Origin of the sequence: Herbiconiux sp. VKM Ac-1786 (assembly GCF_015350805.1) — a bacterium.
Classification (GTDB): domain Bacteria; phylum Actinomycetota; class Actinomycetes; order Actinomycetales; family Microbacteriaceae; genus Herbiconiux.
The window spans coordinates 871441-895824 of the sequence record NZ_JADKSG010000002.1; the positions used below are offsets into that span (position 1 = coordinate 871441).

The 24384-nt window shown below is 71.0% G+C and carries 22 protein-coding genes, 1 tRNA gene and 1 other RNA gene; 13 read left to right on the top strand and 11 right to left on the bottom strand.

Annotation, left to right across the window (positions count from 1 at the left end):
• Nucleotides 1-44: 44 nt before the first annotated feature.
• Complete coding sequence (locus ITJ64_RS15060) at nucleotides 45-959, bottom strand: ADP/ATP-dependent (S)-NAD(P)H-hydrate dehydratase (RefSeq protein WP_194681546.1); 915 nt, start codon at nucleotides 957-959, stop codon at nucleotides 45-47.
• On the opposite strand from ITJ64_RS15060, the gene ITJ64_RS15065 reads away from it, so the two are divergent.
• Nucleotides 958-2058, top strand: a complete 1101-nt coding sequence (locus tag ITJ64_RS15065) for an NADH:flavin oxidoreductase/NADH oxidase (protein ID WP_194681547.1) — start codon at nucleotides 958-960, stop codon at nucleotides 2056-2058. The two genes, ITJ64_RS15060 and ITJ64_RS15065, sit on opposite strands and share 2 nt — an antisense overlap.
• Here ITJ64_RS15065 and ITJ64_RS15070 read toward each other — a convergent pair.
• Together ITJ64_RS15070 and ITJ64_RS15075 are read right to left on the bottom strand one after the other, a co-directional pair.
• Nucleotides 2055-3095 carry a hemolysin family protein gene (locus ITJ64_RS15070; protein WP_173181239.1) on the bottom strand — a complete coding sequence of 347 codons (1041 nt, stop codon included), beginning with the start codon at nucleotides 3093-3095 and terminating at the stop codon, nucleotides 2055-2057. The two genes, ITJ64_RS15065 and ITJ64_RS15070, sit on opposite strands and share 4 nt — an antisense overlap.
• A complete protein-coding gene (locus ITJ64_RS15075) occupies nucleotides 3088-4431 on the bottom strand; it encodes a hemolysin family protein (protein WP_194681548.1) in 1344 nt (447 codons plus the stop codon). The genes ITJ64_RS15070 and ITJ64_RS15075 overlap by 8 nt, the downstream gene beginning before the upstream one ends.
• Nucleotides 4432-4570: 139 nt before the next feature.
• Here ITJ64_RS15075 and ITJ64_RS15080 point away from each other — a divergent pair, with 139 nt between their 5' ends.
• On the top strand, nucleotides 4571-8398 hold the full coding sequence (locus ITJ64_RS15080) for a multifunctional oxoglutarate decarboxylase/oxoglutarate dehydrogenase thiamine pyrophosphate-binding subunit/dihydrolipoyllysine-residue succinyltransferase subunit (protein ID WP_194681549.1): 3828 nt from the start codon (nucleotides 4571-4573) through the stop codon (nucleotides 8396-8398).
• Nucleotides 8399-8484: 86 nt separating this feature from the next.
• Here ITJ64_RS15080 and ITJ64_RS15085 read toward each other — a convergent pair whose 3' ends face one another.
• A complete protein-coding gene (locus ITJ64_RS15085; protein WP_194681550.1) occupies nucleotides 8485-8724 on the bottom strand; it encodes a zf-HC2 domain-containing protein in 240 nt (79 codons plus the stop codon).
• Complete coding sequence (locus tag ITJ64_RS15090) at nucleotides 8721-9356, bottom strand: sigma-70 family RNA polymerase sigma factor (protein ID WP_370545272.1); 636 nt, start codon at nucleotides 9354-9356, stop codon at nucleotides 8721-8723. The genes ITJ64_RS15085 and ITJ64_RS15090 overlap by 4 nt, the downstream gene beginning before the upstream one ends.
• A gap of 80 nt (nucleotides 9357-9436) precedes the next feature.
• Between ITJ64_RS15090 and aroA the strand changes: the two genes are divergently transcribed.
• The 6 genes from aroA to ITJ64_RS15120 all read left to right on the top strand — a co-directional run bounded on the left by aroA (nucleotide 9437) and on the right by ITJ64_RS15120 (nucleotide 15022).
• On the top strand, nucleotides 9437-10822 hold the full coding sequence (gene aroA, locus ITJ64_RS15095; protein WP_194681551.1) for a 3-phosphoshikimate 1-carboxyvinyltransferase: 1386 nt from the start codon (nucleotides 9437-9439) through the stop codon (nucleotides 10820-10822).
• On the top strand, nucleotides 10819-11862 hold the full coding sequence (rsgA, locus tag ITJ64_RS15100; RefSeq protein ID WP_194681552.1) for a ribosome small subunit-dependent GTPase A: 1044 nt from the start codon (nucleotides 10819-10821) through the stop codon (nucleotides 11860-11862). Before aroA ends, rsgA begins: the two co-directional genes overlap by 4 nt.
• Nucleotides 11863-11887: 25 nt before the next feature.
• A complete protein-coding gene (locus ITJ64_RS15105; protein WP_370545206.1) occupies nucleotides 11888-12811 on the top strand; it encodes an inositol monophosphatase in 924 nt (307 codons plus the stop codon).
• 148 nt (nucleotides 12812-12959) lie between these two features.
• The gene (locus ITJ64_RS15110; protein ID WP_194681553.1) at nucleotides 12960-13463 is read left to right on the top strand and encodes a septum formation family protein; all 504 of its coding nucleotides are present in this window, start codon (nucleotides 12960-12962) and stop codon (nucleotides 13461-13463) included.
• Nucleotides 13464-13494: 31 nt separating this feature from the next.
• Complete coding sequence (locus tag ITJ64_RS15115; RefSeq protein WP_194681554.1) at nucleotides 13495-14352, top strand: DUF72 domain-containing protein; 858 nt, start codon at nucleotides 13495-13497, stop codon at nucleotides 14350-14352.
• A gap of 10 nt (nucleotides 14353-14362) precedes the next feature.
• Nucleotides 14363-15022: a histidine phosphatase family protein gene (locus tag ITJ64_RS15120; protein WP_194681555.1), complete on the top strand. Its 660-nt coding sequence runs from the start codon at nucleotides 14363-14365 to the stop codon at nucleotides 15020-15022.
• Nucleotides 15023-15099: 77 nt separating this feature from the next.
• Here ITJ64_RS15120 and ssrA read toward each other — a convergent pair.
• Nucleotides 15100-15498, bottom strand: a transfer-messenger RNA (tmRNA) gene (gene ssrA / locus ITJ64_RS15125).
• 124 nt (nucleotides 15499-15622) lie between these two features.
• Here ssrA and ITJ64_RS15130 point away from each other — a divergent pair.
• Together ITJ64_RS15130 and ITJ64_RS15135 are read left to right on the top strand one after the other, a co-directional pair.
• Nucleotides 15623-16306 carry an SIMPL domain-containing protein gene (locus ITJ64_RS15130; RefSeq protein WP_194681556.1) on the top strand — a complete coding sequence of 228 codons (684 nt, stop codon included), beginning with the start codon at nucleotides 15623-15625 and terminating at the stop codon, nucleotides 16304-16306.
• Complete coding sequence (locus ITJ64_RS15135) at nucleotides 16303-17229, top strand: SDR family NAD(P)-dependent oxidoreductase (protein WP_194681557.1); 927 nt, start codon at nucleotides 16303-16305, stop codon at nucleotides 17227-17229. The genes ITJ64_RS15130 and ITJ64_RS15135 overlap by 4 nt, the downstream gene beginning before the upstream one ends.
• A 49-nt stretch (nucleotides 17230-17278) precedes the next feature.
• On the opposite strand, the gene smpB is transcribed toward ITJ64_RS15135, so the two are convergent.
• From smpB to prfB, 4 genes are all read right to left on the bottom strand, one after another.
• Nucleotides 17279-17755, bottom strand: a complete 477-nt coding sequence (smpB, locus tag ITJ64_RS15140; RefSeq protein ID WP_173181252.1) for an SsrA-binding protein SmpB — start codon at nucleotides 17753-17755, stop codon at nucleotides 17279-17281.
• A gap of 80 nt (nucleotides 17756-17835) precedes the next feature.
• Nucleotides 17836-18750, bottom strand: coding sequence for a permease-like cell division protein FtsX (ftsX, locus tag ITJ64_RS15145; RefSeq protein WP_194681558.1), 915 nt, complete (start codon nucleotides 18748-18750; stop codon nucleotides 17836-17838).
• Nucleotides 18747-19907: a cell division ATP-binding protein FtsE gene (gene ftsE, locus ITJ64_RS15150; RefSeq protein ID WP_194681559.1), complete on the bottom strand. Its 1161-nt coding sequence runs from the start codon at nucleotides 19905-19907 to the stop codon at nucleotides 18747-18749. Before ftsE ends, ftsX begins: the two co-directional genes overlap by 4 nt.
• Before the next feature lie 113 nt (nucleotides 19908-20020).
• The gene (gene prfB / locus ITJ64_RS15155) at nucleotides 20021-21127 is read right to left on the bottom strand and encodes a peptide chain release factor 2 (RefSeq protein ID WP_194681560.1); all 1107 of its coding nucleotides are present in this window, start codon (nucleotides 21125-21127) and stop codon (nucleotides 20021-20023) included.
• A 55-nt stretch (nucleotides 21128-21182) separates the two neighbouring features.
• On the opposite strand from prfB, the gene ITJ64_RS15160 reads away from it, so the two are divergent.
• From ITJ64_RS15160 to ITJ64_RS15170, 3 genes are all read left to right on the top strand, one after another.
• On the top strand, nucleotides 21183-22445 hold the full coding sequence (locus ITJ64_RS15160; protein WP_194681561.1) for an MFS transporter: 1263 nt from the start codon (nucleotides 21183-21185) through the stop codon (nucleotides 22443-22445).
• Between the two features lie 41 nt (nucleotides 22446-22486).
• Nucleotides 22487-22568, top strand: a tRNA-Leu gene (locus ITJ64_RS15165).
• Between the two features lie 55 nt (nucleotides 22569-22623).
• Complete coding sequence (locus ITJ64_RS15170; protein WP_370545207.1) at nucleotides 22624-23388, top strand: DedA family protein; 765 nt, start codon at nucleotides 22624-22626, stop codon at nucleotides 23386-23388.
• A gap of 36 nt (nucleotides 23389-23424) precedes the next feature.
• On the opposite strand, the gene ITJ64_RS15175 is transcribed toward ITJ64_RS15170, so the two are convergent.
• A complete protein-coding gene (locus tag ITJ64_RS15175) occupies nucleotides 23425-24366 on the bottom strand; it encodes a cation diffusion facilitator family transporter (RefSeq protein ID WP_194681562.1) in 942 nt (313 codons plus the stop codon).
• Nucleotides 24367-24384 lie beyond the last annotated feature (18 nt).

Genomic DNA, 24384 nt, shown 5'->3' on the forward strand with positions numbered 1-24384 from the left:
AGCTGACTGCTCGTGCTCGCGTGCTCGCGTGCACGCTGCGCGCGTCAGTCCGCGACGCCGCTGACCAGGCGGGCGATCACGCGGGGCACGGCCTCGGCGATGTCGAGGGCCGCGACGGGGCCGCGATCGGATGCGCGCTCCGCCGCCCAGGCGTGCACGAACGCCCCCGTGGCCGCGAGGGCGACCAGCAGCTCCGGGTCGGCGAGCACCTCGTCCGAGTGGGTCGCGACGAGGGATCCGACGACGCCCCCCAGCACGTCCCCGCTGCCCGCGGTCGCCGCCCAGCTCGACGGCGCCTGCACGCGCGCGCCGACCCTCGGGCCTTCGCCGCGGAGCGGGGCGCAGACGTGGGTCGTTCGCCCCTTGAGCAGCACGACGTGCCCGGTGGCGTCGGCGGCGCGGGCGGCCCAGCGCTCGGGGTCGGCGCTCACGGTGGCGCGGTCGACCTCGGTGCCCGCCGCCTTCAGCAGGGTGACGAGCTCGCCCGCGTGCGGCGTGAGCACGGCCGGGGCGCCGAGGCGGCCGACGAGATCGAGCGCTCCGGCGTCGACCACGAGGGGAACCCCGTCGGCGATCGCGTGCTCGAGGGCGGCGGCGGTCGCCTCGTCGCGGTTCGCGGCGGTCTGGCCCGAGCCGATCAGCCACGCCTGCACCCGACCGGGCGCCGTCACGACCTCGGGCCGTCGGCGCAGCACGAGGTCGGCCGCGCGGGCCGCCCCGAGGTAGCGCACCATGCCGACGCCCGTGCGCACCGCGGCGTCGACGCCGAGCACGGCAGCGCCCGGGAACTCGTCGCCGCCCGTGACCACGCCGAGCACTCCCCGGCTGTACTTGTCGTCGTCGGGCCCGGGCACCGCGATGTTCTCCGAGGCGGAGAGCTCGGTCCAGTCGCGCCACTGCACGGGGGTGTCGTCACGGGCATCGTCGCGGGCGTCGGGAATAGCGGCGGGGTCGGACATGGTTCCACGATACGTGCCCCAGACCGCTCTGTTCCGTCCGTTCACCCTGCGCTCCGTCACCACCCGAAACCGGGTCTGGGTGGCGCCGATGTGCCAGTACTCCGTGGAGGCCCGCGACGGCGTCCCCACCGACTGGCACTTGATGCACCTCGGCCAGTTCGCGGCCGGCGGGGCGGGCCTCGTGATGACGGAGGCCACCGCGGTCGTGCCCGAGGGCCGGATCAGCCCCCAGGACCTCGGTCTCTGGAACGACGTGCAGCGCGACTCCCTCGCCCGGATCGCCGCCTTCATCCGCGCGCAGGGCGCCGTGCCCGCGATTCAGCTCGCCCACGCCGGACGCAAGGCCTCGACCTTCCGCCCGTGGGACGCCCGGCGCGGCACGGTGCCCGCCGAGGACGGCGGCTGGCCGACCGTCGGGCCGTCGGCGATCGCCTTCGGCGACTACGCCGAGCCCCGTGCCCTCGACGCCGCCGAGCTGCCCGCGCTCGTCGCGGCCTTCGGCGACGCGGCCCGTCGCGCCCTCGAGGCCGGCTTCGAGGTGTTCGAGGTGCACGCGGCGCACGGCTACCTGCTGCACCAGTTCCTCTCCCCCCTGTCGAACACGCGCACCGACGCCTACGGCGGCTCGCTGGAGAACCGGGCACGGCTCGTGCTCGAGGTCGTCCGCGCCGTGCGGGCCGCGGTCGGCGAGGAGCTGGTGGTGTTCGTGCGTTTCTCCGCGACCGACTGGGCCGAGGGCGGCTGGGACGAGGCGGAGACCGCCATCGTCTCGGGGTGGGTGCGCGACGCCGGCGGCGACCTGGTCGACGTGTCCAGCGGCGGGAACGTGCGTCATCAGAGCATCCCGGTCGGCCCGCTCTACCAGGTGCCGCTCGCCGAGGCCGTCAAGGACGGCTCGGGCCTGCCGGTGTCGGCCGTCGGGCTGATCACCACACCGCAGCAGGCCGAGGACGTGGTGGCCTCGGGGCGCGCCGACGCGGTCATGCTGGCCCGCGAACTGCTCCGCGACCCGCACTTCGCGCTGCGCGCGGCGGAGGAGCTCGGCGCGGAGATCGACTACTGGGCGCCGCAGTACGTGCGGGCGCGCCCGACCCGCTAGCGCACGCGCCGGGTGGCGTCGTGCACCTCGCCGACGAGCTCCTCGATGATGTCCTCGAGGAAGAGCACGCCCGTCGTCAGCCCCGACTCGGTGAACGAGCGGGCGAGGTGGGCACCCGACTTGCGCATGCTGGCCAGGGCGTCCTCGAGCTCGGTCTTCTCGAACAGCGAGGGCAGCTGGCGCACGCGCTTCGCGGGGATCGGGTCGTCGAACTCGTCGTCGTCGAGGTCGATGACGTCCTTGAGATGCACGTAGCCCGCGGGCATCCCCTCGTCGTCCAGCAGCACGTAGCGTGAGAAGCCGTACTTCGCCACGGCCCGCTCGACGTCGGCGGGGGTCGCGTCGGGCGGCAGGCTGACGAGGGAATCGAGCGGCACCGCCACGTCGGCCACCGTCTTGGCCGTGAACTCGAACGCCGCGGTGAGCGTGCCGGCCGTGTCGGAGAGCACGCCCTCCTTCTGCGACTGGGCGACGATCGTCGACACCTCGTCGAGCGTGAAGGCGCTGGCCGCCTCGCTCTTCGGCTCCACCCGGAACAGCCTCAGCACGCCGTTCGCGGTGGCGTTCAGGGCGACGATGGCGAACTTCAGCACGCGGGCGATCGCGACGAGCGGCGTCGCGAGCAGCAGCACCGCGCGGTCGGGCACCGAGAACGAGATGTTCTTCGGCACCATCTCGCCGAGCACCACGTGCAGGAACGACACGAGCACGAGGGTGATCACGAAGGCGACGGCGCCGCTCGCCTCCTCGGGCAGGCCCACCAGGTGCAGCGGCCCCTCGAGCAGGTGGTGGATGGCGGGCTCGGAGACGTTCAGGATCAGCAGCGAGCACACCGTGATGCCGAGCTGCGTCGTCGCGAGCATGAGCGTCGCGTGCTCCATCGCCCAGAGCGCCGTCTTCGCGCTCGCCTTCCCCTGCTCGGCCAGCGGCTCGATCTGGGAGCGGCGGGCGGAGATGACGGCGAACTCGGCCGCGACGAAGAAGGCGTTGCCGGCCAGCAGCACGATGAGCCAGACGATCCCGAGCCAATCAGCCACGGGGCACCTCCTCAGGGTTGACCGCGGGCGACGCGTCGACAGCGGGCGACGGCACGTAGCGCAGCCGGTCGATGCGGCGGCCGTCGAGCCGTTCGACCCGCAGCGCGCCGTCGGGCAGGGCGACCGTGTCGCCCACCACGGGCATCCGGCCGAGCGCGCTCATCACGAAGCCGGCGACCGTCTCGTAGGGGCCGTCCTCGGGAACCGCGATGCCGGCCTGGTCGGCCAGCTCGTCGGGGCGCAGCATGCCGGGGAAGGTGGTGCCGGCGCGGGTGCGCACGACGCCGGCGCGGGAGCGGTCGTGCTCGTCGACGAGCTCGCCCACCAGCTCCTCCACCAGGTCTTCGAGGGTCACGACCCCGGCGGTGCCGCCGTACTCGTCGATCACCACGGCCATCTGGTAGCCCTGGCCGCGGAGCTCGCCGAGCAGCAGGTCGAGGGTCATCGTCTCGGGCACGCGCACCGTCTCGGTCATGATCGCCACGGCGGGCACGTCGCCGCGCCGGTCGCGCGGGATCGACACCGCCTGCTTCACGTGCACCAGCCCCACGATGTCGTCGATGTCGTCGTCGACGACCGGGAAGCGGGAGTGCCCGGTGCTGCGGGCGAGCTCGAGCACGGCCGACGCCGACTCGTCGCGCTTGACGCTGACGATGCGCGGCCGCGGGGTCATCACGTCGGAGGCGTCGTGCGAGGAGAACAGGAGCGTGCGGTTCAGCAGCGTCGCAGTGTCGACGTCGAGGCTGCCCTGCACCGCCGAGCGGCGCACCAGCGACGACAGCTCCTCGGCCGTGCGGGCGCCCGACAGCTCCTCCTTGGGCTCGATTCCGATCAGCCGCAGCAGCGCGTTCGCGCTGTTGTTCAGCAGCGCCACCGCCGGCCGGAAGACCATCGTGAAGGCGAGCTGGAACGGCACCACGATGCGCGCGGTCTTCAGCGGCAGCGCCAGTGCGAAGTTCTTGGGCACGAGCTCACCGACGATCATCGAGAGCAGGGTGGCGAACAGGATGCCCACGGTGGCGCTGATGGCCGGGACGACGCCCTCGGGGATGCCGACACCGGTGAGCGGGGCCTCGAGCAGGCTCGAGACGGCGGGCTCCATCGTGTAGCCCGTGAGGAGCGTCGTCAGCGTGATGCCGAGCTGGGCGCTGGAGAGGTGCGTGGAGGTGTGCCGCAGCGCGGTGATCGCCGGCTGGAGCCCCTTCTCGCCGCGGGCGGAGCGCGCCTCGAGATCGGACCGGTCGAGGTTGACGAGCGAGAACTCGCTGGCCACGAAGAACCCCGTGCCGACCGTGAGCAGCAGCCCGACACCGAGCAGAATCCATTCGAGAGCCATTGTCTCCCTGACTCTACAGCCGCCCGAACGGAGCCGGGAAAGGTTTAGGGTTGAAGCTGCACGTGTCCGCGCGTGAACACGCAGCGAAGCAGACACCGGCACGTGCCATCACGAGGCAACGGGAAGTGGGCGATCGGCTTTGGCTAGCCAATTGACGGGTACGAATACAGACGAGGGCGCGTCGGGCGAGTTCGGCGCGAACGAATGGCTCGTCGACGAGCTGTACGAGCAGTACCTCGCCGACAAGGACTCGGTCGACAAGTCGTGGTGGCCGGTGCTCGAGAGCTACCGCTCGCACCAGCAGGCGAAGTCGGGCGCAGCGGCGCCGGCTCAGGCTCAGGCTCCGGCTCCGGCTGCAGCGGCCCCGGCAGCGTCGGCCCCCGCCGACCAGGGCGCCGCCCCGGCCGAGACCAGCGCCGCCGTTCCGCAGACGGAGTCGGCGCAGGTCGCCGAGGCCTCCGGCGCCCGTCCGGCGACGCAGCCGGTCGCGAAGACCACGAGCATCGAGGCGAAGCCCCAGCCCATCCCCGCTGAGGCGCCCTCGACCCGCACCAGCACCGCCGAGGAGGCCGCCAAGGACGCGGCCGCCGACGCCGAGAAGGACGTCGTCAGCCCGCTCCGCGGCATGGCGAAGTCGCTCGCCACGAACATGGACGCCAGCCTCACGGTGCCCACGGCCACGAGCGTCCGCTCGATCCCGGCGAAGCTGCTGATCGACAACCGCATCGTGATCAACAACCACCTGCGCCGAGCCCGCGGTGGCAAGGTCTCCTTCACCCACCTCATCGGCTGGGCGCTCGTGCAGGCGCTGAAGGAGTTCCCGAGCCAGAACGTCTACTACGACGAGGTCGACGGCAAGCCCTCGGTGATCGCCCCCGCCCACGTGGGCCTCGGCATCGCGATCGACATCCCGAAGCCCGACGGCTCGCGGGCACTGCTGGTGCCCGGCATCAAGCGCGCCGACACCATGTCGTTCAACGAGTTCCTCGCCGCCTACGAAGACCTCGTGCGCCGGGCCCGCGGCAACAAGCTGACCGCCACCGACTTCCAGGGCACGACGATCTCGCTCACCAACCCGGGCGGCATCGGCACCGTGCACTCCGTGCCGCGTCTGATGAAGGGGCAGGGCGCCATCATCGGCGCCGGTGCCCTCGAGTACCCGGCCGAGTTCCAGGGCGCCTCGCCCCGCGTGCTCTCCGACCTCGGCATCGGCAAGGTCATCACGCTGACGAGCACCTACGACCACCGCGTCATCCAGGGCGCCGGCTCCGGCGAGTTCCTGAAGAAGGTGCACGAGCTGCTGCTCGGCGAGCGCGGCTTCTACGAGAACATCTTCGCCGAGCTGCGCATCCCCTACGAGCCCATCCACTGGGCCGCCGACATCTCGGTCGACGAGGCGAGCGCCATCGACAAGACGGCCCGCGTGCAGGAGCTGATCAACGCCTACCGCGTGCGCGGCCACCTGATGGCCGACATCGACCCGCTGGAGTACCGCCAGCGCACCCACCCCGACCTCGACATCGCGACCCACGGCCTGACCTTCTGGGACCTCGACCGCGAGTTCGTCACCGGTGAGTTCGGCATGACCCGCCAGGCCTACCTGCGCGACATCCTGGGCGTCCTCCGCGACTCCTACTGCCGCAAGATCGGCATCGAGTACATGCACATCCAGGACCCGGCGCAGCGTCGCTGGATCCAGGAGAAGATCGAGCGCCCCTACGCCAAGCCGGGCCACGACGAGCAGATGCGCATCCTGGAGAAGCTGAACGAGGCCGAGGCCTTCGAGACGTTCCTGCAGACCAAGTACGTGGGCCAGAAGCGGTTCTCGCTCGAGGGCGGCGAGTCGACGATCGCGCTGCTCGACGCCATCATCCAGGGCGCCGCCGAGGAGGGCCTCGACGAGGTCGCCATCGGCATGGCGCACCGCGGCCGCCTGAACGTGCTGACGAACATCGCCGGCAAGACCTACGGCCAGATCTTCCGGGAGTTCGAGGGCACGCAAGACCCTCGCACCGTGCAGGGCTCGGGCGACGTGAAGTACCACCTCGGCACCGAGGGCACCTTCACCGCCTCCGACGGCAAGGAGATCCCGGTCTACCTGGCCGCGAACCCCTCGCACCTCGAGGCCGCCGACGGCGTGCTCGAGGGCATCGTGCGCGCCAAGCAAGACAGGAAGCCGATCGGCACCTTCTCGACGCTGCCGATCCTGATCCACGGCGACGCGGCCCTCGCGGGCCAGGGCGTCGTGGTCGAGACGCTGCAGATGTCGCAGCTGCGGGGCTACCGCACCGGTGGCACCATCCACGTGAACATCAACAACCAGGTCGGCTTCACCACTCCCCCGAGCGAGTCGCGCAGCTCGGTGTACTCCACCGACGTGGCGAAGACGATCCAGGCGCCGATCTTCCACGTGAACGGCGACGACCCCGAGTCGGTCGTGCGGGTGGCGCAGCTCGCCTTCGAGTACCGCCAGAAGTTCCACCGCGACGTCTTCATCGACCTGATCTGCTACCGCCGCCGCGGGCACAACGAGGGCGACGACCCCTCGATGACCCAGCCGCTGATGTACAACCTGATCGAGGCGAAGCGCTCGGTGCGCAAGCTCTACACCGAGGCCCTCGTCGGCCGCGGCGACATCACCGAAGAGGAGTACGAGGCAGCGCACCGCGACTTCCAGGACCGCCTCGAGCGCGCCTTCGCCGAGACGCACGCGGCGCAGACCGCGTCGATCCCGGTGATCACGGCCGACACCCAGGCGGTGTCCGACCTCGAGCGCCCCGAGGCGCAGCGCGACGACAGCACGACGGCTCCCTTCGAGACCGCCGTGTCGCTCGACGCCCTGCACTCCATCGGCGACGCCTTCGACAACAAGCCCGCCGGCTTCACCGTGCACCCGAAGCTGCAGCAGCTGCTCACCAAGCGCGTCGACATGAGCCGCAACGGCGGCATCGACTGGGCCTTCGGCGAGCTGCTCGCCCTCGGCTCCCTGCTGAACGAGGGCACCCCGGTGCGTCTCGCCGGTCAGGATGCGCGTCGCGGAACCTTCGTGCAGCGCCACGCCGTGCTGCACGACCGCGAGAACGGCCAGGAGTGGCTGCCGCTCGCGAACCTCAGCGACAAGCAGGCGCGGTTCTGGATCTATGACTCGCTGCTCAGCGAGTACGCGGCCATGGGCTTCGAGTACGGCTACTCGGTCGAGCGCCCCGACGCGCTCGTGCTCTGGGAGGCGCAGTTCGGCGACTTCGCCAACGGCGCCCAGATCATCATCGACGAGTTCATCTCCTCGGCCGAGCAGAAGTGGGGCCAGCGCTCGTCACTCGTGCTGCTCCTGCCGCACGGCTACGAGGGCCAGGGCCCCGACCACTCCTCCGCCCGCATCGAGCGCTACCTGCAGATGTGCGCCGAGGACAACATGACGGTCGCCCGCCCCTCGACCCCGGCGTCGTACTTCCACCTGCTCCGCCGCCAGGCCTACGCCCGGCCGCGGAAGCCGCTGATCGTCTTCACCCCGAAGGCGATGCTGCGCCTGCGCGGAGCGACGAGCTCGGTGGAGGACCTCACCACGGGTCGCTTCGAGCCGGTGATCGACGACAGCCGCATCACCGACAAGGGCGCGGTCACGAAGGTGCTGCTGCACTCGGGCAAGATCCACTACGACCTCGCCAGCGAGCTGCAAAAGAACCCGAACGACGCCATCGCGCTCGTGCGGCTCGAGCAGTTCTACCCGCTGCCGATCGAGGAGATCACGGCCGCGCTGGCCGGCTACCCGAATGCCGAGCTGGTCTGGGTGCAGGACGAGCCCCAGAACCAGGGCGCCTGGCCGTTCATCCTGACCGAGCTGGCGCGTCACCTCGAGGGTCGCACCATCTCCGTGGTGTCCCGTCCGGCCGCGGCCTCCCCCGCCGCCGGCAGCGCCAAGCGGCACGCCACCGAGCAGACGGCGCTGATCGCCCGCGCGCTCAGCTAGGTCGAGCAACGAAGAAGGGCCCCGCCGGCAGCTGCCGGGCGGGGCCCTTCTCGGTGACCAGGATGCATCGTGAGCGGATGCGACGACTAGTGCGTCTGCACCTCGCGGAGGCGGGCCAGCAGCTGGTCCCGCAGCTCCTCGGGAGCGGTCTCCTTGCAGGCTCGCTGCACCGTCTGAGTCAGCACCACTCCGATGTGCAGCTCCGACTGACAGCCCTCGCAGGTCTCCAGGTGGTCTCGGATGTCCGCCGCATCGGTCGTGCAGATCTCGTTGCGCAGATACTCCTCGAGCTCGGCACGCGCCTTGTCGCAGCCGCAGTCACTCATTTCTTGCTCCCTTTGGCGGTGGCGGTGGCGACCTCGAGGCCGCGGGACCGCGCGTAATCGGTCAGTAGTCCACGAAGCAGCCGCCGGCCTCGGTGCAGGCGGCTCATCACGGTTCCTACGGGGGTCTTCATGATGTCGGCGATCTCCTGGTAGGAGAAGCCCTCCACGTCGGCCAGGTAGACGGCCAGCCGGAAGTCCTCCGGGATCGACTGCAGCGCCTCCTTGACGTCGCTGTCGGGCAGGTGGTCGATGGCCTCGGCCTCGGCCGAGCGGCTCGACATGCTGGCGGTCACCGACTCGGCGGTGCCCAGCTGCCAGTCCTCCATCTCGCTGGTGGAGCCCTGGTAGGGGTCGCGCTGCTTCTTGCGGTACGTGTTGATGAACGTGTTCGTCAGGATGCGGTAGAGCCACGCCTTGAGGTTCGTGCCCTGCTCGAACTGGCCGAACGCGGCGTAGGCCTTGACGAAGGTCTCCTGCACCAGGTCTTGGGCGTCGCTGGGGTTGCGCGTCATGCGCAGCGCAGCACCGTAGAGCTGATCGAGGAACGGGATGGCCTGCTCTTCGAAAAGGGCGCGCGGATCAGGGGTGGTATCACTCATCACCGGCCAGTCTACGACCGGGCGGTCCAACACGGCGGTCGCGGTCAAATCGCTCCTCCAGAGGGCTCTGCTGCACCGGCAGCGGATGCTGCAGGCGACTATTCTGATAACCGATGCCTGTCCAGAGATATTCCGCTCCGCAGTTCAACCCCTACGGCGACGACTCCCCGCAGGCGGTCGACGAGCACTGGCCCGCGCCGCGCGCGAGCGGCCCCGTCTCGGCCGTGCTGTCGCTGCCCGGCTCGAAGTCGCTGACCAATCGCGAGCTCGTGCTCTCGGCACTGGCCGACGGCCCGTCGCGGCTGCGCGCTCCCCTGCACTCCCGTGACAGCTCCCTGATGACGGATGCTCTGCGAGCCCTCGGCACCACCATCGTCGAGGTGCCGGGCGAGGGCGCCTTCGGCCCCGACCTGCTCGTCACCCCCGCCGCGGAACTCGTCGGCAGCACCACGATCGACTGCGGCCTCGCCGGCACCGTCATGCGCTTCCTCCCGCCGGTCGCCGCCCTCGCGCTCGGCCCGGTCACCTTCGACGGCGACGAGGGCGCCCGGCGCCGGCCGATGTCCACGACGATCTGCTCTCTGCGGGAGCTCGGCGCCGACATCGCCGACGACGGCCGCGCCGCGCTCCCCTTCACCCTGCACGGCTCCGGCCGCGTCGAGGGCGGCCCCCTCACCATCGACGCCTCCGCCTCGAGCCAGTTCGTCAGCGGCCTGCTGCTCGCCGCCGCCCGCTTCGAGAACGGCCTCGAGCTGCAGCACGAGGGTTCCCGCCTGCCGAGCCAGCCGCACATCGACATGACCGTCGCCGCGCTCGTGCGCCGCGGCGTCGACGCCGAGTCGGAGGAGGGCGGCCGCTGGCGCGTCGCCCCCGGGCCGATCGCGGGCATCGAGATCGACATCGAGCCCGACCTGTCCAACGCCGCGCCGTTCCTCGCCGCCGCTCTGGTCACGGGCGGCAGCGTCACGATCACCGGCTGGCCGGAGTCGACCACGCAGGTCGGGGCCGACCTCGAGCAGCTGCTGCCGCTGTTCGGCGCCACCGTCGAGCGCGAGGGAGACCGGCTGACGGTGACCGGGGGCGCGAGCATCCGGGGCGTCTCGATCGACCTGTCGACCGGGGGTGAGCTGGCCCCGCCGCTGGTGGCCCTCGCCGCACTGGCCGACGAGCCCAGCCGCATCACGGGGATCGGCCACATCCGGCACCACGAGACCGACCGGCTCGCCGCCCTCGCCACCGAGATCAACAACCTCGGCGGCGAGGTGAAGGAGCTGGAGGACGGTCTCGAGATCACGCCGCGGCCCCTGCACGGCGGGCTCTGGTCGAGCTACGAGGACCACCGCATGGCGACGGCCGGCGCCCTGATCGGGCTCGCCGTCGACGGGGTGCTCGTCGACGACATCGCGACCACCGCCAAGACGCTGCCGCAGTTCCCCGAGCTCTGGGCGTCGATGCTCGCGGGAACCTCTCCCGAGCAGTCGGTTGTGGGGCGCGGATGAGCTGGTGGGACTCGGCCGACGACGATGACGACGAGGACGACTTCGACGAGTCGGCCGTGCGCATCCGCCCGAACCCGAAGGGCAACCGGCCGCGCACGAAGCAGCGCCCCGACCACAAGGACGCGGTCACCGGCCGCATCATGACCGTCGACCGCGGGCGCTTCGCCGTGCTGATCGGCGAGGACACCCCCGACGAGCACGAGATCACCGCCTCGCGCGCCCGGGAGCTCGGCCGCACGCCCATCGTCACGGGCGACCGGGTCGACCTGGTCGGCGACGTCAGCGGCGAGCCGGGCAGCCTCGCGCGGGTCGTGCGCGTGCAGGAGCGGTCGACGCTGCTGCGCCGGAGCGCCGACGACTCCGACGCCGTGGAGCGGGTGATCGTCGCGAACGCCGACCAGATGCTGATCGTGGTCGCCGCCGCGAACCCCGAGCCGCGGGCTCGCCTGATCGACCGCTACCTGGTGGCGGCGTTCGACGCCGGCATCACCCCCATCCTCTGCATCACGAAGACCGACCTCGCCGACCCGGACGAGCTGCTGTCCGAGTTCGCGTGCCTCGACATCCGGGTGATCACGCTGTCGCGCGACGAGGTGCCGCTCGAGGAGCTGACCGACCTGCTGGTGGGCCACACCACCGTGACCGTCGGACACTCCGGCGTCGGCAAGTCGACGCTCGTGAACGAGTTGGTGCCGGGCGCCGACCGCGCGACCGGCGTCGTGAACACCGTCACCGGCCGCGGGCGGCACACCTCGTCCTCGACACTGTGCCTCAGGCTCCGCGCCGCCGACGGGCGCACGGGGTGGATCATCGACACGCCGGGCGTCCGCTCCTTCGGCCTGGGGCACGTCGACCCGGCGAACATCCTGCGGTCGTTCGCGCAGACCGCGCGGGTGCCCGAGGGCGAGCCGCCGGGCGGCATCCCGCTCACCGAGGCGCACGACTGGGAGATCGTCGACCGGGTCGAGGCCGGCGAGCTCGGCGAGAGCGGGCGGGCGCGCCTGGAGTCGCTGCAGAAGCTGCTGCAGACCACCGCCTGAGCGGCTCGCCCGCTAGCCTGGTCGCGTGAGCTCCGCGACGCCCCGCCCCGAGTCCCTGACCGACCTCTCCGACGACCTGGCCCTCGCCCTGGCGCTGGCCGACGCCGCCGACGTGCTCTCGCAGCAGCGCTTCCGCGCGCACGACCTGCACGTCACCACGAAGCCCGACCGCACGCCGGTGACGGATGCCGATCAGGCCGTGGAACGGTCGATCCGCGACGGGCTCGCGAACGCGCGCCCGGGCGACGCCGTCCTCGGTGAGGAGTACGGGGAGACCGAGGGCGAGCCCGATCCCGACGAGACGGCCGACGAGGGCGGGGCGCCGGGCGCCGCCGATGCCGGACGGAGCGGCCGCGCATCCGGAGCCCACCCCCACCGCCAGTGGATCGTCGACCCCATCGACGGCACCGCGAACTTCCTGCGCGGGGTGCCCGTCTGGGCGACCCTGATCGCGCTCGCCATCGACGGCGTGCCCGTCGTCGGGGTCGTGTCGGCACCCGCCCTGGGCCGGCGCTGGTGGGCGGCCACCGGGCTCGGCGCCTTCACCAGCGACCGGCTGGATGCTCGGGGTGACGGCGCCCGGCCCATCCGCGCCTCGGGCATCTCCTCGCTCGAGGACGCGTCGCTCAGCTACAACAGCCTCAAGGGCTGGGACGAGGAGGGCCGGCTCGACGAGCTCGTCGCCCTCTCGCGGTCGGTCTGGCGCACCCGGGCGTACGGCGAGATGTGGTCGTACATGATGGTCGCCGAGGGCCAGCTCGAGCTCGCGGCCGAGTTCGACCTCAAGCCGTACGACATGGCGGCGCTCGCCCCGATCGTCGAGGAGGCCGGCGGGCGGTTCACCTCGGCCGACGGGGCCGACGGGCCGTGGGGCGGCAGTGCCCTGGCGAGCAACGGGCTGCTGCACGACGAGGCGCTGCGCCTGATCGGCCGCCCCACCGCCCGCTGACGAACCGGCAGCGAGAACGATCGAGGCCGTGCCCCCGAAATGGGCACACCCGGGCCATAATGGTCACGCGGGGGCCTGCACAGCCGTTTCCCAGGTGCTGTTGCCGGGGGCGGCGCCCTCGGCGTTCCATCCCTACATCGGAGGCCTCATGGCGATTTCCCCGTCCAAACTCTCGCTCGCCGCTGCTGCGGTGCTCATCGCCGGGCTCTCGCTCTCGGGCTGCACCGCGCTGTTCCCGAGCTCCGCGCCGCCGGCCACCGACTCCTCCACCGGCGAGGAGATCGAGCAGACCGACACCGACGTCTTCGCCCTCAGCGTCGGCGAGTGCCTGAACGACACCGACGGCACAGAGGTCAGCGAGGTGCCCCTGGTCGACTGCGCCGACGAGCACGACTTCGAGGTCTACTCCGACTTCGAGCTGACTGGCGACGAGTTCCCCGGCACCGACGCGATCAACACCGAGGCCGACGCGAAGTGCCTGACCGAGTTCGAGAGCTTCGTGGGCATCTCCTACGACGACTCGACCCTCGGCTACACCTACTTCACGCCCACCGAGGGCTCCTGGACCGACGGCGACGACCGCCTCGTGTCCTGCCTCATCGGCGACCCGAACGGCAAGGTCACCGGCACGCTCAAGGGCGCGGCCAAGTAGCCTCCGTCCTGCACGGGAGGATCAACGGGGCATGGCTGCACGGGCCCTCGTCGGGATCTCCGGTTGGCGCTACCCGCGCTGGCGCGGCGACTGGTACCCGGCGGGGCTCGCGCAGCGGCGGGAGCTCTCCCACGTCGCCGAGCGGCTGGACAGCGTCGAGCTGAACGGCTCGTTCTACTCCCTGCAGCGGCCCGAGAGCTACCGCCGCTGGCGCTCGGAGGTGCCGCCCGGCTTCGTCTTCGCGGTCAAGGGCGGCCGCTTCATCACCCACATGAAGCGGCTCGCCGGGGTGGAAACGGCTCTCGCGAACTTCTTCGCCTCGGGGGTGCTGGCACTAGGACCGCAGCTCGGTCCGGTGCTGTGGCAGCTCCCCGAGCGCCAGGAGTTCGACGGGCCGCTGCTCGAGCGATTCTTCGACCTGCTCCCCCGCAGCGCCGGCCAGGCGCTGACGCTCGCCCGCCGGCACGACGAGCGACTCGAGGGCCGGGCGCACCTCGAGATCGAGGGCGACGCCCCGATCCGGCACAGCCTCGAGGTGCGGCACGGCTCGTTCCTCGGCGACGTACCGGCCGCCCTGCTGCGGGCGCACGGCATCGGCCTCGTGATCGCCGACACGGCCGGGCGCTGGGTGGAGCCGCAGGCGATCACCTCGAGCCTCGTCTACGTGCGGCTGCACGGCTCCCGCGAGCTGTACACGAGCGGCTACACCGACGAGGAGCTCGACGGCTGGGCCGCCCGCATCGGGCGGTGGCTCGACGGCACCGGCACCCCCGACGGCGATCCGCGCGACGTGGTGGTGTACTTCGACAACGACGCCGCCGGCCACGCGCCGTACGACGCCGAACGTCTGCGCGAGCGGGTGCGGGCGCTGCCCGGCGCTCGGCCGTAGGCTGGTGGGGATGCGACTCCTCCTGATCAGACACGGCCAGACCATCGACAACGTCAAGGGCGAGATCGGCACCGTGGTGCCGGGGCCCGGGCTGACCGAGCTCGGGAAGGAGCAGGCCGCCGCCGTACCGGCCGCGCTCGTCGCCGAGTCGATCGACGCGATCGCCGTCTCCACCATGCGGCGCACCCAGGAGACCGCCGCACCGCTCGCCGCCGCGCTCGGCCTCGACCCCGTCGTGCTCGAGGGCCTGCAGGAGATCTCCGCCGGCGACCTCGAGGGCCGGAGCGACCGCGAGTCGGTGACGACCTACATGCGCACGCTGCTGTCGTGGTGGACCGACATCGACGCGCGCATCCCGGGCGGCGAGAACGGGGCAGAGTTCGTCGAGCGCTACTCGGCGGCCGTCGCCTCGCTGTGGGCCGCGCATCCGGAGGGCACGGTGGCGGTGTTCAGCCACGGCGCCGCGATCCGCACCTGGGCGGCCTGGTTCTCGGAGAACATCGACGAGTCGACGACCCTCGCGCTCGAGCTGGCGAACACCGCGGTGGTCGTGCTCGAGGGCTCCCCCGAGGGCGGCTGGGTCTGCCTCGAATGGGCGGGCGAACCGCTCGGCGGCGCCGCGCTCGACGACCCCACGGCCCCCGACCCCACGGGCGAGTCCGCGCTCTAGCGCCCGCGCCCGCCCCGCGACGTGGAGCTGGGCGCCATCCGCCCTGACGAGGGGGCAACAGCGTACGACAACGGCGCTGGTGGAGATGGGGGGAATTGAACCCCCGTCCACTACTGTGATTCCGCGCCTTCTACGGGCGTAGCCTGTGCAGGCGTTCTGCTCGGCCCCGACCTTTGCCACAGGCACCTAGGTCGACGGGCCCAGTCACAGTGCAAGTCCCACGTGACCCTGAGACACAGTCACGCAGCAATCTCTCTAGATAATGCCGGAACCCGGGTAGAGAGCATTCCCGGACCGACAGTTGCTATTTAGCTAGGAAGGAAGACCTAGGCCGCGAGGGCGAAGGTGGCCTTCTTGGCCGCAACAGTGCTGTTTGAATTGGCACTTATGTTTTGCGGAGGGCGTTAACGAGATAACCCCGCATCCTCGGCCCGCTTCTCGCAGTTTCGCAGGCAGTGTCGAAACCGATCATCCCCGCGATGGGCCGTTGTCGTACGCTGTTGAGTTTCCAAATGCACCGGATGCTCATCCGCTGCAGCCCTCTAGTATACGTCAGCGGCGGCACGGTGCGCCACCAGGGTCATGGGCTAGCGTGAGGGCATGCCAGAGACCATCATCACCGTCGCCGGCACCGGCCGGCTGCGCCGCACCCCCGAACGCGCGAAGGTGCGCATCGGCATCGGCTTCGAGGGCTCCAAGCGCGACAGCGTGCTCGCCGCCACCCGCGCCGCCCACGAGTCGGTCACGGGCTCCCTCGTCACGCTCCTGCACCCCGACGGCGGCCCCGTCATCGACTGGACCTCGGAGGACATCCGGGTCTGGGGCCAGCGCCCCTACAGCCCCGACGGCTCCCGGCTGCCGGTCGAGTTCCACAGCGCCGTCTTCGTCGACGCCGAGTTCGGGGACTTCGAGGCGCTCTCCGAGTGGATCGACGTCGTCTCCGCCGGTGACGGCATCGCGGTCGACGGCATCGAGTGGCGTCTTGCCCCCGACACCGAGGCCGAGCTGCAGCGCGAGGTGCGCCAGGCGGCGATCCAGGATGCGCTGACCAAGGCCCGCGAGTACGCCGACGCCCTCGGGCTCGGCACGGTCACCGCGCTCTCGCTGAGCGACCCCGGGTTGCTCGACGACCCCTCGGCGGGCTCCTCCGGCGGCGGCCAGCCGCGCATGCTGGCGATGGCTAAGTCCTCCGGCGGCGGCGGGATCGAGCTGCGACCGAACGCCATCGTGATCGAGGCCTCGGTGCACGCGCGCTTCAGCGCCGCTCCCCCGGTCGCCCGATGAACGACGAGCTGCGTGGGCGCCACGTCGTCGTCACCGGCGGCACGGGCGGGCTCGGCTACTGGGCGAGCGAGCAGCTGGCCGCCCGCGGCGCCTCGGTCGTGATCGCCGCCCGCTCCCCCGAGAAGGGTGCGGCCGCGCTGGCCTCCCTCGAGCGGCACGTCCCCGGCGCCGACGCGCGCTTCGTGCGCCTCGACCTCGCCGACCTCGCCTCGGTCGAGGCGGCCGCCGCGGAACTGGCCGCGCTCCCGCCGATCGACGCCCTGATCGCCAACGCCGGCGTGCTCTCGAGCCACGGCCGGCAGCTCACCGCCGACGGCTTCGAGTCGATGATCGGCACCAACCTGCTCGGCCACACCGCCCTGATCGGCCGCCTGCTGCCGCGGATGCTCGAGCAGGACAGCACGCCCGGCCACCCCGCTCCCCGCATCGTGAGCCTCGGCTCGATCAGTCACGAGTTCTTCCGGCTGGACCTCGACGAGCTGCAGAGCGAACGCGGACGGTTCCGCGAGTTCCGCACCTACGGGCGGTCGAAGCTCGCCGTGATGACGTTCGCCTTCGAGCTCGACCGGCGGCTGCGCGCGGCGGGGGCCGACGTGGCGAGCCTGGTCGCGCATCCGGGGTTCGCGGTCGACGAGCTCACGCCGTCGCGCGACATCCTGCCGACGCCCAAGACGGCGGGCGCCCTCGTGCGGGCCGGCTACCGTGTCGGCGCGCAGGGCAAGGACGCCGGGGCGCTGCCCCTCGTGGCCGCCGCCGTCGATCCGCGCTCCGCGGGCGGACAGTACTGGGGTCCGAGCGGCTGGCGCCAGCTGAAGGGCCGCCCCGCGATCGTGGCCGCGAAACCGTACGCGCGGGACTGCGCCGTCGCCGAGCGGTTGTGGGCCGCCGCCGAGGAGCTCACGAGCATCCGTTACCCGGTCTGACCAACGGCGCCCGACGCCCCGCAGCGGGCCGCCCAGGCGGAGGCGAGGCTCAGTCGCCGAGGTTGCGGCGGCCGGCCATGGCGCGGTCGGCCTCGCGCTTGTCCTGGCGCTCGCGCAGGGTCTGGCGCTTGTCGTACTCGCGCTTGCCCTTGGCGACCGCGATCTCGACCTTCGCCCGGCCGTCGAGGAAGTAGAGCCGCAGGGGGACGAGCGTGTAGCCGCCCTCTTTGGTCTTGTGCGAGATCTTGATGATCTGCTCCTTGTGCAGGAGCATCTTGCGCTTGCGGCGGGGCGGGTGGTTGTTCCACGTGCCCTCGTTGTACTCGGGGATGTGCACGGCGTCGAGCCAGGCCTCCCCGCCGTCGATGAAGGCGTAGCCGTCGACGAGCGAGGCGCGGCCGGCGCGCAGCGACTTGACCTCGGTGCCGGTGAGCACGAGGCCGGCCTCGTAGGTGTCTTCGATGGTGTAGTCGTGGCGCGCCTTGCGGTTGGTCGCGACGACCTTCTCTCCGCGTTCGCGGGGCACGGGCTTCTCCTGGGGTTCGAATCGATGGGCAGCCGGATGCGGCAGCCCATCAGTCTAGCCGGTCGGACGACCGGGGGTGGTCAGACCTTCAGGTAGCGCGTGATCGCGAACTTCGCCGAGAAGGCGGCCAGCACGGCGCCCACCACCAGGAGGATCGGTGCCACCAGCAGGGCGTCGCCGATGCTCACGAACGAGGTGAACGGCAGCGCCGGCACGAGGAAGTCGCGCACGAAGAACTGCACGATCGCCACGATCGCTCCCCCCGCGAGGATCGATCCGATCAGCGCGGCGATCACCCCCTCGAGGATGAACGGCGTCTGGATGAACCGGTTCGAGGCGCCGACGAGCCGCATGATGCCGATCTCCCGGCGTCTCGAGAAGGCGGAGAGCCGGATGGTGGTGGCGATCAGCAGCACCGCCGCCACGAGCATCAGCGCGGCGATGCCGATCGCCGTGTAGCTGGCGGCGTTCAGGATCGAGAAGATCTGCTCGAGGTAGCTGCGCTGGTCGGTGACGCTGTCGACGCCGGCGAGGCCCGAGAGGCTCTCGACCAGCACGTCGGACTGGGTCGGGTCGACGAGGTTCACCCAGTAGGTCTGGTTCAGCAGGTCGGGAGTGACGTACTCGGTGACCGGGTTGCCGGCGAACTGCTTCTGGAAGTTCTCGTAGGCCTGCTCGTGGTCCTCGAAGTAGAACCGGTCGATGAACGGCGCGAGCGTCGGCGACTCGAGCTGCCCCTGCACGGCCGCGATCTGGTCGGGCGTCGCCTCGCCGCCGGCGCAGTTGTCGCCGCCCGAGGTCGCGGTGCACATGTAGACGGCGACCTGCGCCTTGTCGTACCAGAAGTTCTTCATCTGGCCGATCTGCATCTGCAGCAGGATGGCCGTTCCGACGAAGGTGAGCGAGATGAAGGTAACGAGCACGACGGAGATGACCATCGAGACGTTGCGGCGGAGGCCGGTGCCGACCTCGCCCAGGATGAGTGCGAATCTCACGTCGTCGGCCCCACGTTCTGGTCGTTCGCCGGGTCGGCCGGAGCGCCGGGAGCCCGGAGGCCGAGCTTCTCGGCCAGGGTGAGCGACTCGGTGGCCGGGTCGCGGGGATCGTGCGGTGCGCCCTGCGGCGGGAGGGGCGGAGCCGCGGCGGCCGCGGCGGCCGCACGGTTCTGCTGCACCTGCTGGAGGGCCGCGGCCTGCTGGGCGGCCGCCTGCTGCTGGGCGGTGGCGCGCTGCTGACGGGCGGCCTGCTCCTGCGCATCCGCCGTCTGCTCGGTCGCGGCCGGAACGGTGACGCGCTCGCGCTCAGGCTCGGCCGGGCGCACGACGGGCGTGGCCGCTGTCGCGGGGGGCATGGGCGGCACCTGACGCACCGGCGCCGTGTGCGGCTGGGCGGGACCGGTCGGCCGCACGAGTCCCTCGGAGAGGGCGATCTCGGCGGTGAGGCCGGAGTCTTGGAGGGCGATCTCGGCCGTCATGCCGTAGCCGCCCTGGTCTTCGTCGCGCACGATCTGACCGGTCACGAGCTCGACGACGCGACGCTTCATGTGGTCGACGATCGCGTTGTCGTGGGTGGCCATCACGACGGTGGTGCCACCGGCGTTGATGCGCTCGAGCACGGTCATGATGCCGGCGCTCGTGGAGGGGTCGAGGTTACCGGTCGGCTCGTCGGCCAGCAGGATGGCGGGCTTGTTGACCACCGCGCGGGCGATCGCCACGCGCTGCTGCTCACCGCCCGAGAGCTCGTGCGGCAGGCGGTTCGCCTTCTCGGCGAGACCGACCATCTGCAGCACGTCGGGAACGGCCTCCTGGATGAAGCCACGGGACTTGCCGATGACCTGCAGCGTGAACGCGACGTTGTCGAAGACGTTCTTGCCGGGCAGCAGCCGGAAGTCCTGGAAGACCACACCGAGGTTGCGCCGGAAGTAGGGCACCTTGCGGTTGGAGATGGCGTTCAGGTCCTGCCCGAGCACGTGGATGTTGCCGCCCGTGGGGCGGTCCTCCTTGAGCACGAGGCGGAGGAAGCTGGACTTGCCGGAGCCCGAGGCGCCGACCAGGAACACGAACTCGCCCCGGAGGATTTCGAGGTCGATCGAGTCGAGTGCCGGACGCTTGGTGCCCCGGTAGGTTTTGGATACGTGATCAAACCGAATCATGACGTGATGACTCTAAGCAGAGCCCCCGGCGATCCCAGCGCGCGACGCGCTGGACGCGCCGATTCATAGAATCCACACGAAGCGGATCCTTACGAAGCGCGCCCGACCGGTGGCTAGTCCTGCTTGCGCTTGCGCCAGCGGATGCCCGCGTTGATGAACCCGTCGAGGTCGCCGTCGAACACCGCCGAGGGATTGTTGACCTCGTGGTCGGTGCGCAGGTCTTTCACCATCTGGTACGGCGCGAGCACGTAGCTGCGCATCTGGTCGCCCCAGCTCGCGGTGATGGTGCCGGCGAGCTCCTTCTTCTGGGCCGCCTCCTGCTCGCGCTGGATCAGCATCAGGCGCGACTGCAGCACGCGCATCGCGGCGGCACGGTTCTGGATCTGGCTCTTCTCGTTCTGCATCGAGACCACCGTGCCCGTCGGGAGGTGGGTGATCCGCACCGCGGAGTCGGTGGTGTTGACCGACTGCCCGCCGGGACCCGAGGAGCGGAACACGTCGACGCGGATGTCGTTCTCGGGGATCTCGATCACCGCGGCCTCCTCCATCAGCGGGATGACCTCGACCGCGGCGAAGCTGGTCTGGCGCTTGCCGGCGGCTCCGAACGGGCTCATCCGCACCAGGCGGTGGGTGCCCGCCTCGACCGAGAGGGTGCCGAAGGCGTAGGGCGCGTCGATCTCGAAGGTGGCCGACTTGATGCCCGCCTCCTCGGCGTAGCTCGTCTCCATCACCGTGCTGGAGTAGCCGTGCTTCTCGGCCCAGCGGAGGTACATGCGCATCAGCATCTCGGAGAAGTCGGAGGCGTCGACGCCCCCGGCCCCGGCGCGGATGGTGATGACCGCGGGACGCGCGTCGAACTCACCGTTCAGCAGCGTCTGCACCTCGAGGTCGCCGAGCACCTTCTGCAGCGAGACGAGCTCGGCGCGGGCCTCGTCTGCCGATTCCTCGTCGCCCGCCTCGTTGGCGAGCTCGATCAGCACCTCGAGGTCGTCGAGCCGCGACTCGATCGACTCGATCTTCGCCAGCTCGCCCTGCCGGTGGCTGAGGGCGCTCGTGACCTTCTGCGCCTTCTCCGTGTCGTCCCAGAGGTCGGGCACGCCGGCCTCCTCGCTGAGGCGCGCGATCTCGGCCCGCAGGGCGTCGACGTCGACCACCGTCCGGATGTCGTGGAAGGTGCTTCGCAGCTGGGCGATCTGTTCACTGAGGTCTAAGTCGAGCATTATGCGAGAAGTCTACCGGGCGGGCGAATCGTTAGCAGGGGTAAACTAATCGGTGATGAGCGACGCACAGACCGACACCTTCCGGTTCCGCTCCATAGCGCTCCCGGCCCTGCTCCCCTCCCTCCTCTTCGCGATCGGCGAGGGCGCGGTCATCCCGATCATCCCGGGCATCGCCCACTCCCTCGGCGCCGGGCTCGCGGGCGCCGGCCTGATCGCCGCCATGATCGTGGTGGGGCAGCTCGTCGGCGACATCCCGAGCGGCTGGCTGGTGTCGCGCATCGGCGAGCGACGCTCGATGATCGCCGCGGGCATCCTCTCCCTCTTCTCCGTCGTGCTGGCGATGCTGGCGCCGAACGCCGTGCTGTTCGGCGTCGGCATCTTCCTGCTCGGGCTCTCGGCCGCGGTGTTCGCGCTCGCCCGCCAGGCGTTCATGACGAGCTTCGTGCCGGTGCGCATCCGGGCCCGTGCCCTGTCGACGCTCGGCGGCGCCTTCCGGGCCGGCTGGTTCGTGGGGCCGTTCCTCGGCAGCGCGGTGATCGCGCTCACCGGCAGCGTCTGGACCGCCTTCGGGGTGCACATCGTCTGCCTGGTGGCCGTCGTGATCATCCTGCTCCGGATGCCCGACCCGACCGCCCGCCTCACGCAGCCCGATGCCGGACGCACGCTCGTCGAGGCCGAGGCGAAGGGACTGTTCCGCACCATCGCCGACAACCGCGGCGTGCTGCTGCGCGTCGGATCGGGCGCCGGCGTCGTGGGCGCCCTCCGCGCGAGCCGGATGGCCATCCTGCCGCTCTGGGCCGTGAGCATCGGCCTCTCCCCCTCGACGACCGCGCTCGTGATCGGTCTCGGCGGTGCCGCCGACTTCGCGCTGTTCTACACCAGCGGCTGGATCATGGACCGCTTCGGCCGGCTCTGGAGCGTCGTGCCCTCGATGGTCGGCATGGGCGCCGCGCTGATCACCCTCTCCTTCACCCACGACCTGGCGAGCGCGGCGCAGTGGTTCGTCGTGATCGCGATCGTGATGGGCGTGGCGAACGGCGTGGGCAGCGGCATCATCATGACGCTGAGCGCCGACCTCGCGCCGCGCGAGAACCCGGCGCCGTTCCTCGGCGCCTTCCGCTTCACCGCCGACGCGGGCGCGGCCCTCGCCCCGCTCGGCGTCTCGGCCGTCGTGGCGGTGGCGACGCTGCCGCTTGCCACGGGACTCGTCGGCGTCGTGGGCATCGTCGGAGCGGGCATCCTGATCAGGGCGATCCCCCGGTATCTGCCGCGTCCGGGCCGCGCGGCGGCGCTCGAGACCGCTCCGCCCGCACGCTGACAAGCCGCCGACGACCCACCCCCTACACTGGATTTGCGTCTGCGGGAGTGGTGAAATTGGCAGACACGCAGGATTTAGGTTCCTGTGCTTTCGAGCGTGAGGGTTCAAGTCCCTTCTCCCGCACTCTCATCGATTTGCCGCCGGGCGGACCGCCGCCCCGACGACTGGAGAACCGACCGTGATCGCCGCCGCACCTGCCGCCCTCATCCCCTGGCTCGACCCCAACACACTGCTGAGCGGCGTTTTCGGGCCGGTGGCCCTGCTCGTCGTCTGCGCGATCGTGTTCGCCGAGACCGGCCTGCTCGTCGGCTTCCTGCTGCCGGGCGACACCCTGCTGTTCTTCACCGGCGTGCTCGCCGTGGGCGGCAAGTTCGGCATCGACATCTGGTGGGTCTGCCTCGCCATCTCGCTCGCCGCCTTCCTCGGCGGCGAGGTCGGCTACCTGATCGGCCACAAGCTCGGCCCGAAGGTGTTCGAGCGCAAGGAGTCCGGCCTGTTCAGCGTGCGCAACGTCGAGCGCACCAACGCCTTCTTCGAGCGCTTCGGCGCCCTCGCCGTGATCATGGCGCGCTTCGTGCCGATCGTCCGCACCTTCGCCCCCATCGCGGCGGGCGTCGGGCACATGAACTACAAGCGCTACTCGCTCTACAACGCCATCGGCGCCCTGATCTGGGGCTCGGGCATCGTGCTTCTCGGCTTCGCCCTCGGCCAGATCGAGCCGGTGCGCGAGTTCACCGAGAAGTACCTCGACGTCGTGCTGATCGCCGTCGTCGTGCTCACGGTCATCCCGACCGTCTTCCACTACATCCGCGAGTCGCGCAAGGCCAAGCGCGACGTGCTCGAGGCCGAGGCCGAAGAGGTCGAGATCACCGGCGCCGCCGAGAAGCTCACGCTCGAGCCCGAGGTGTTCGGCGGCGACGTCGACACCAAGCCCAAGGGCTGACGACCCGCGGCTCGCGACCCGGCGGGCTGCCCGCTCCTAGCGGTGCGGGTTCTCCTCGTGCCGCGCGTGCTCGACCGGCTCCAGCTGGAACGTCGAGTGCTCGACGTCGAAGTGCCCCTCGAGGCACTCCCCCAGCGAGTCGAGCAGCAGCCCCGTCTCCCCGCGCTCGAACACGACCGGCTCGACCACCACGTGGGCCGAGAACACGTAGCGGCCCGAGGTGATGGCCCAGACGTGCACGTCGTGAACCTCGACCACGCCGGGCTCGTCCATGATGTGCGAGCGGATGCCCGCCACGTCCATGCTCGGCGGGGTCGCCTGACTCAGCACCTGCACGACGTCGCGGAGGAGCGAAACCGCGCGCGGCACGATCATCGCCGCGATCGCGAGCGAGGCGATCGCGTCGGCCTTCTCGAAGCCCGTGGTCAGGATGACGACGGCCGCCACGATCACGGCGATCGACCCCAGGAGGTCGCCCAGCACCTCGAGGTAGGCGCCCCGCATGTTGATCGAGGTCTTCGCTCCCCCGCGCAGCACCAGCAGCGAGACGAAGTTGGCCACGAGGCCCACCGCGGCCACGACGAGCATGAGCAGCCCCTGCACCTCGCCGGGCTCGCTCGAGAGCAGCCGACCCACGGCCTCGACGGTGACGAAGACCGCGACGACGATCAGGATCAGGCTGTTGATCAGGGCGCCGAAGACCTCGGCGCGCTGGTAGCCGTAGCTGTGCCGCTCGTTCGCCGGGCGGGCGGCGACCACCGTGGCGATCAGCGCGACGATCAGGCCGATCAGGTCGGAGAGCATGTGCCCGGCGTCGGCGAACAGCGACAGGGAGCCGGAGAGCACGGCGCCGGCCGCCTCGAGCACGAGCACCAGCGACACGATCGCGATGGCGACGGTCAGCCGGCGGCGGTTCGCGCCCGCGCCGTGCGATTGACCGTGGGAGTGACCCTCGGCAGTGCGCTGCGCATCCGTCATACCGACCACCGTAACCGC

Excerpts from the sequence above, each read along its gene's own strand:
- ITJ64_RS15085 (WP_194681550.1), bottom strand. The coding sequence starts at position 8,724 with ATGAGTGACTGCGGCTGCGACAAGGCGCGTGCCGAGCTCGAGGAGTAT.
- ITJ64_RS15065 (WP_194681547.1), top strand. The coding sequence starts at position 958 with ATGGTTCCACGATACGTGCCCCAGACCGCTCTGTTCCGTCCGTTCACC.
- prfB (WP_194681560.1), bottom strand. The coding sequence starts at position 21,127 with ATGCTCGACTTAGACCTCAGTGAACAGATCGCCCAGCTGCGAAGCACC.
- ITJ64_RS15075 (WP_194681548.1), bottom strand. The coding sequence starts at position 4,431 with ATGGCTCTCGAATGGATTCTGCTCGGTGTCGGGCTGCTGCTCACGGTC.
- ITJ64_RS15110 (WP_194681553.1), top strand. The coding sequence starts at position 12,960 with ATGGCGATTTCCCCGTCCAAACTCTCGCTCGCCGCTGCTGCGGTGCTC.
- ITJ64_RS15160 (WP_194681561.1), top strand. The coding sequence starts at position 21,183 with ATGAGCGACGCACAGACCGACACCTTCCGGTTCCGCTCCATAGCGCTC.
- ITJ64_RS15175 (WP_194681562.1), bottom strand. The coding sequence starts at position 24,366 with ATGACGGATGCGCAGCGCACTGCCGAGGGTCACTCCCACGGTCAATCG.
- ITJ64_RS15120 (WP_194681555.1), top strand. The coding sequence starts at position 14,363 with ATGCGACTCCTCCTGATCAGACACGGCCAGACCATCGACAACGTCAAG.
- ITJ64_RS15115 (WP_194681554.1), top strand. The coding sequence starts at position 13,495 with ATGGCTGCACGGGCCCTCGTCGGGATCTCCGGTTGGCGCTACCCGCGC.
- ITJ64_RS15130 (WP_194681556.1), top strand. The coding sequence starts at position 15,623 with ATGCCAGAGACCATCATCACCGTCGCCGGCACCGGCCGGCTGCGCCGC.
- ITJ64_RS15060 (WP_194681546.1), bottom strand. The coding sequence starts at position 959 with ATGTCCGACCCCGCCGCTATTCCCGACGCCCGCGACGATGCCCGTGAC.
- ftsE (WP_194681559.1), bottom strand. The coding sequence starts at position 19,907 with ATGATTCGGTTTGATCACGTATCCAAAACCTACCGGGGCACCAAGCGT.
- ITJ64_RS15135 (WP_194681557.1), top strand. The coding sequence starts at position 16,303 with ATGAACGACGAGCTGCGTGGGCGCCACGTCGTCGTCACCGGCGGCACG.
- aroA (WP_194681551.1), top strand. The coding sequence starts at position 9,437 with ATGCCTGTCCAGAGATATTCCGCTCCGCAGTTCAACCCCTACGGCGAC.
- rsgA (WP_194681552.1), top strand. The coding sequence starts at position 10,819 with ATGAGCTGGTGGGACTCGGCCGACGACGATGACGACGAGGACGACTTC.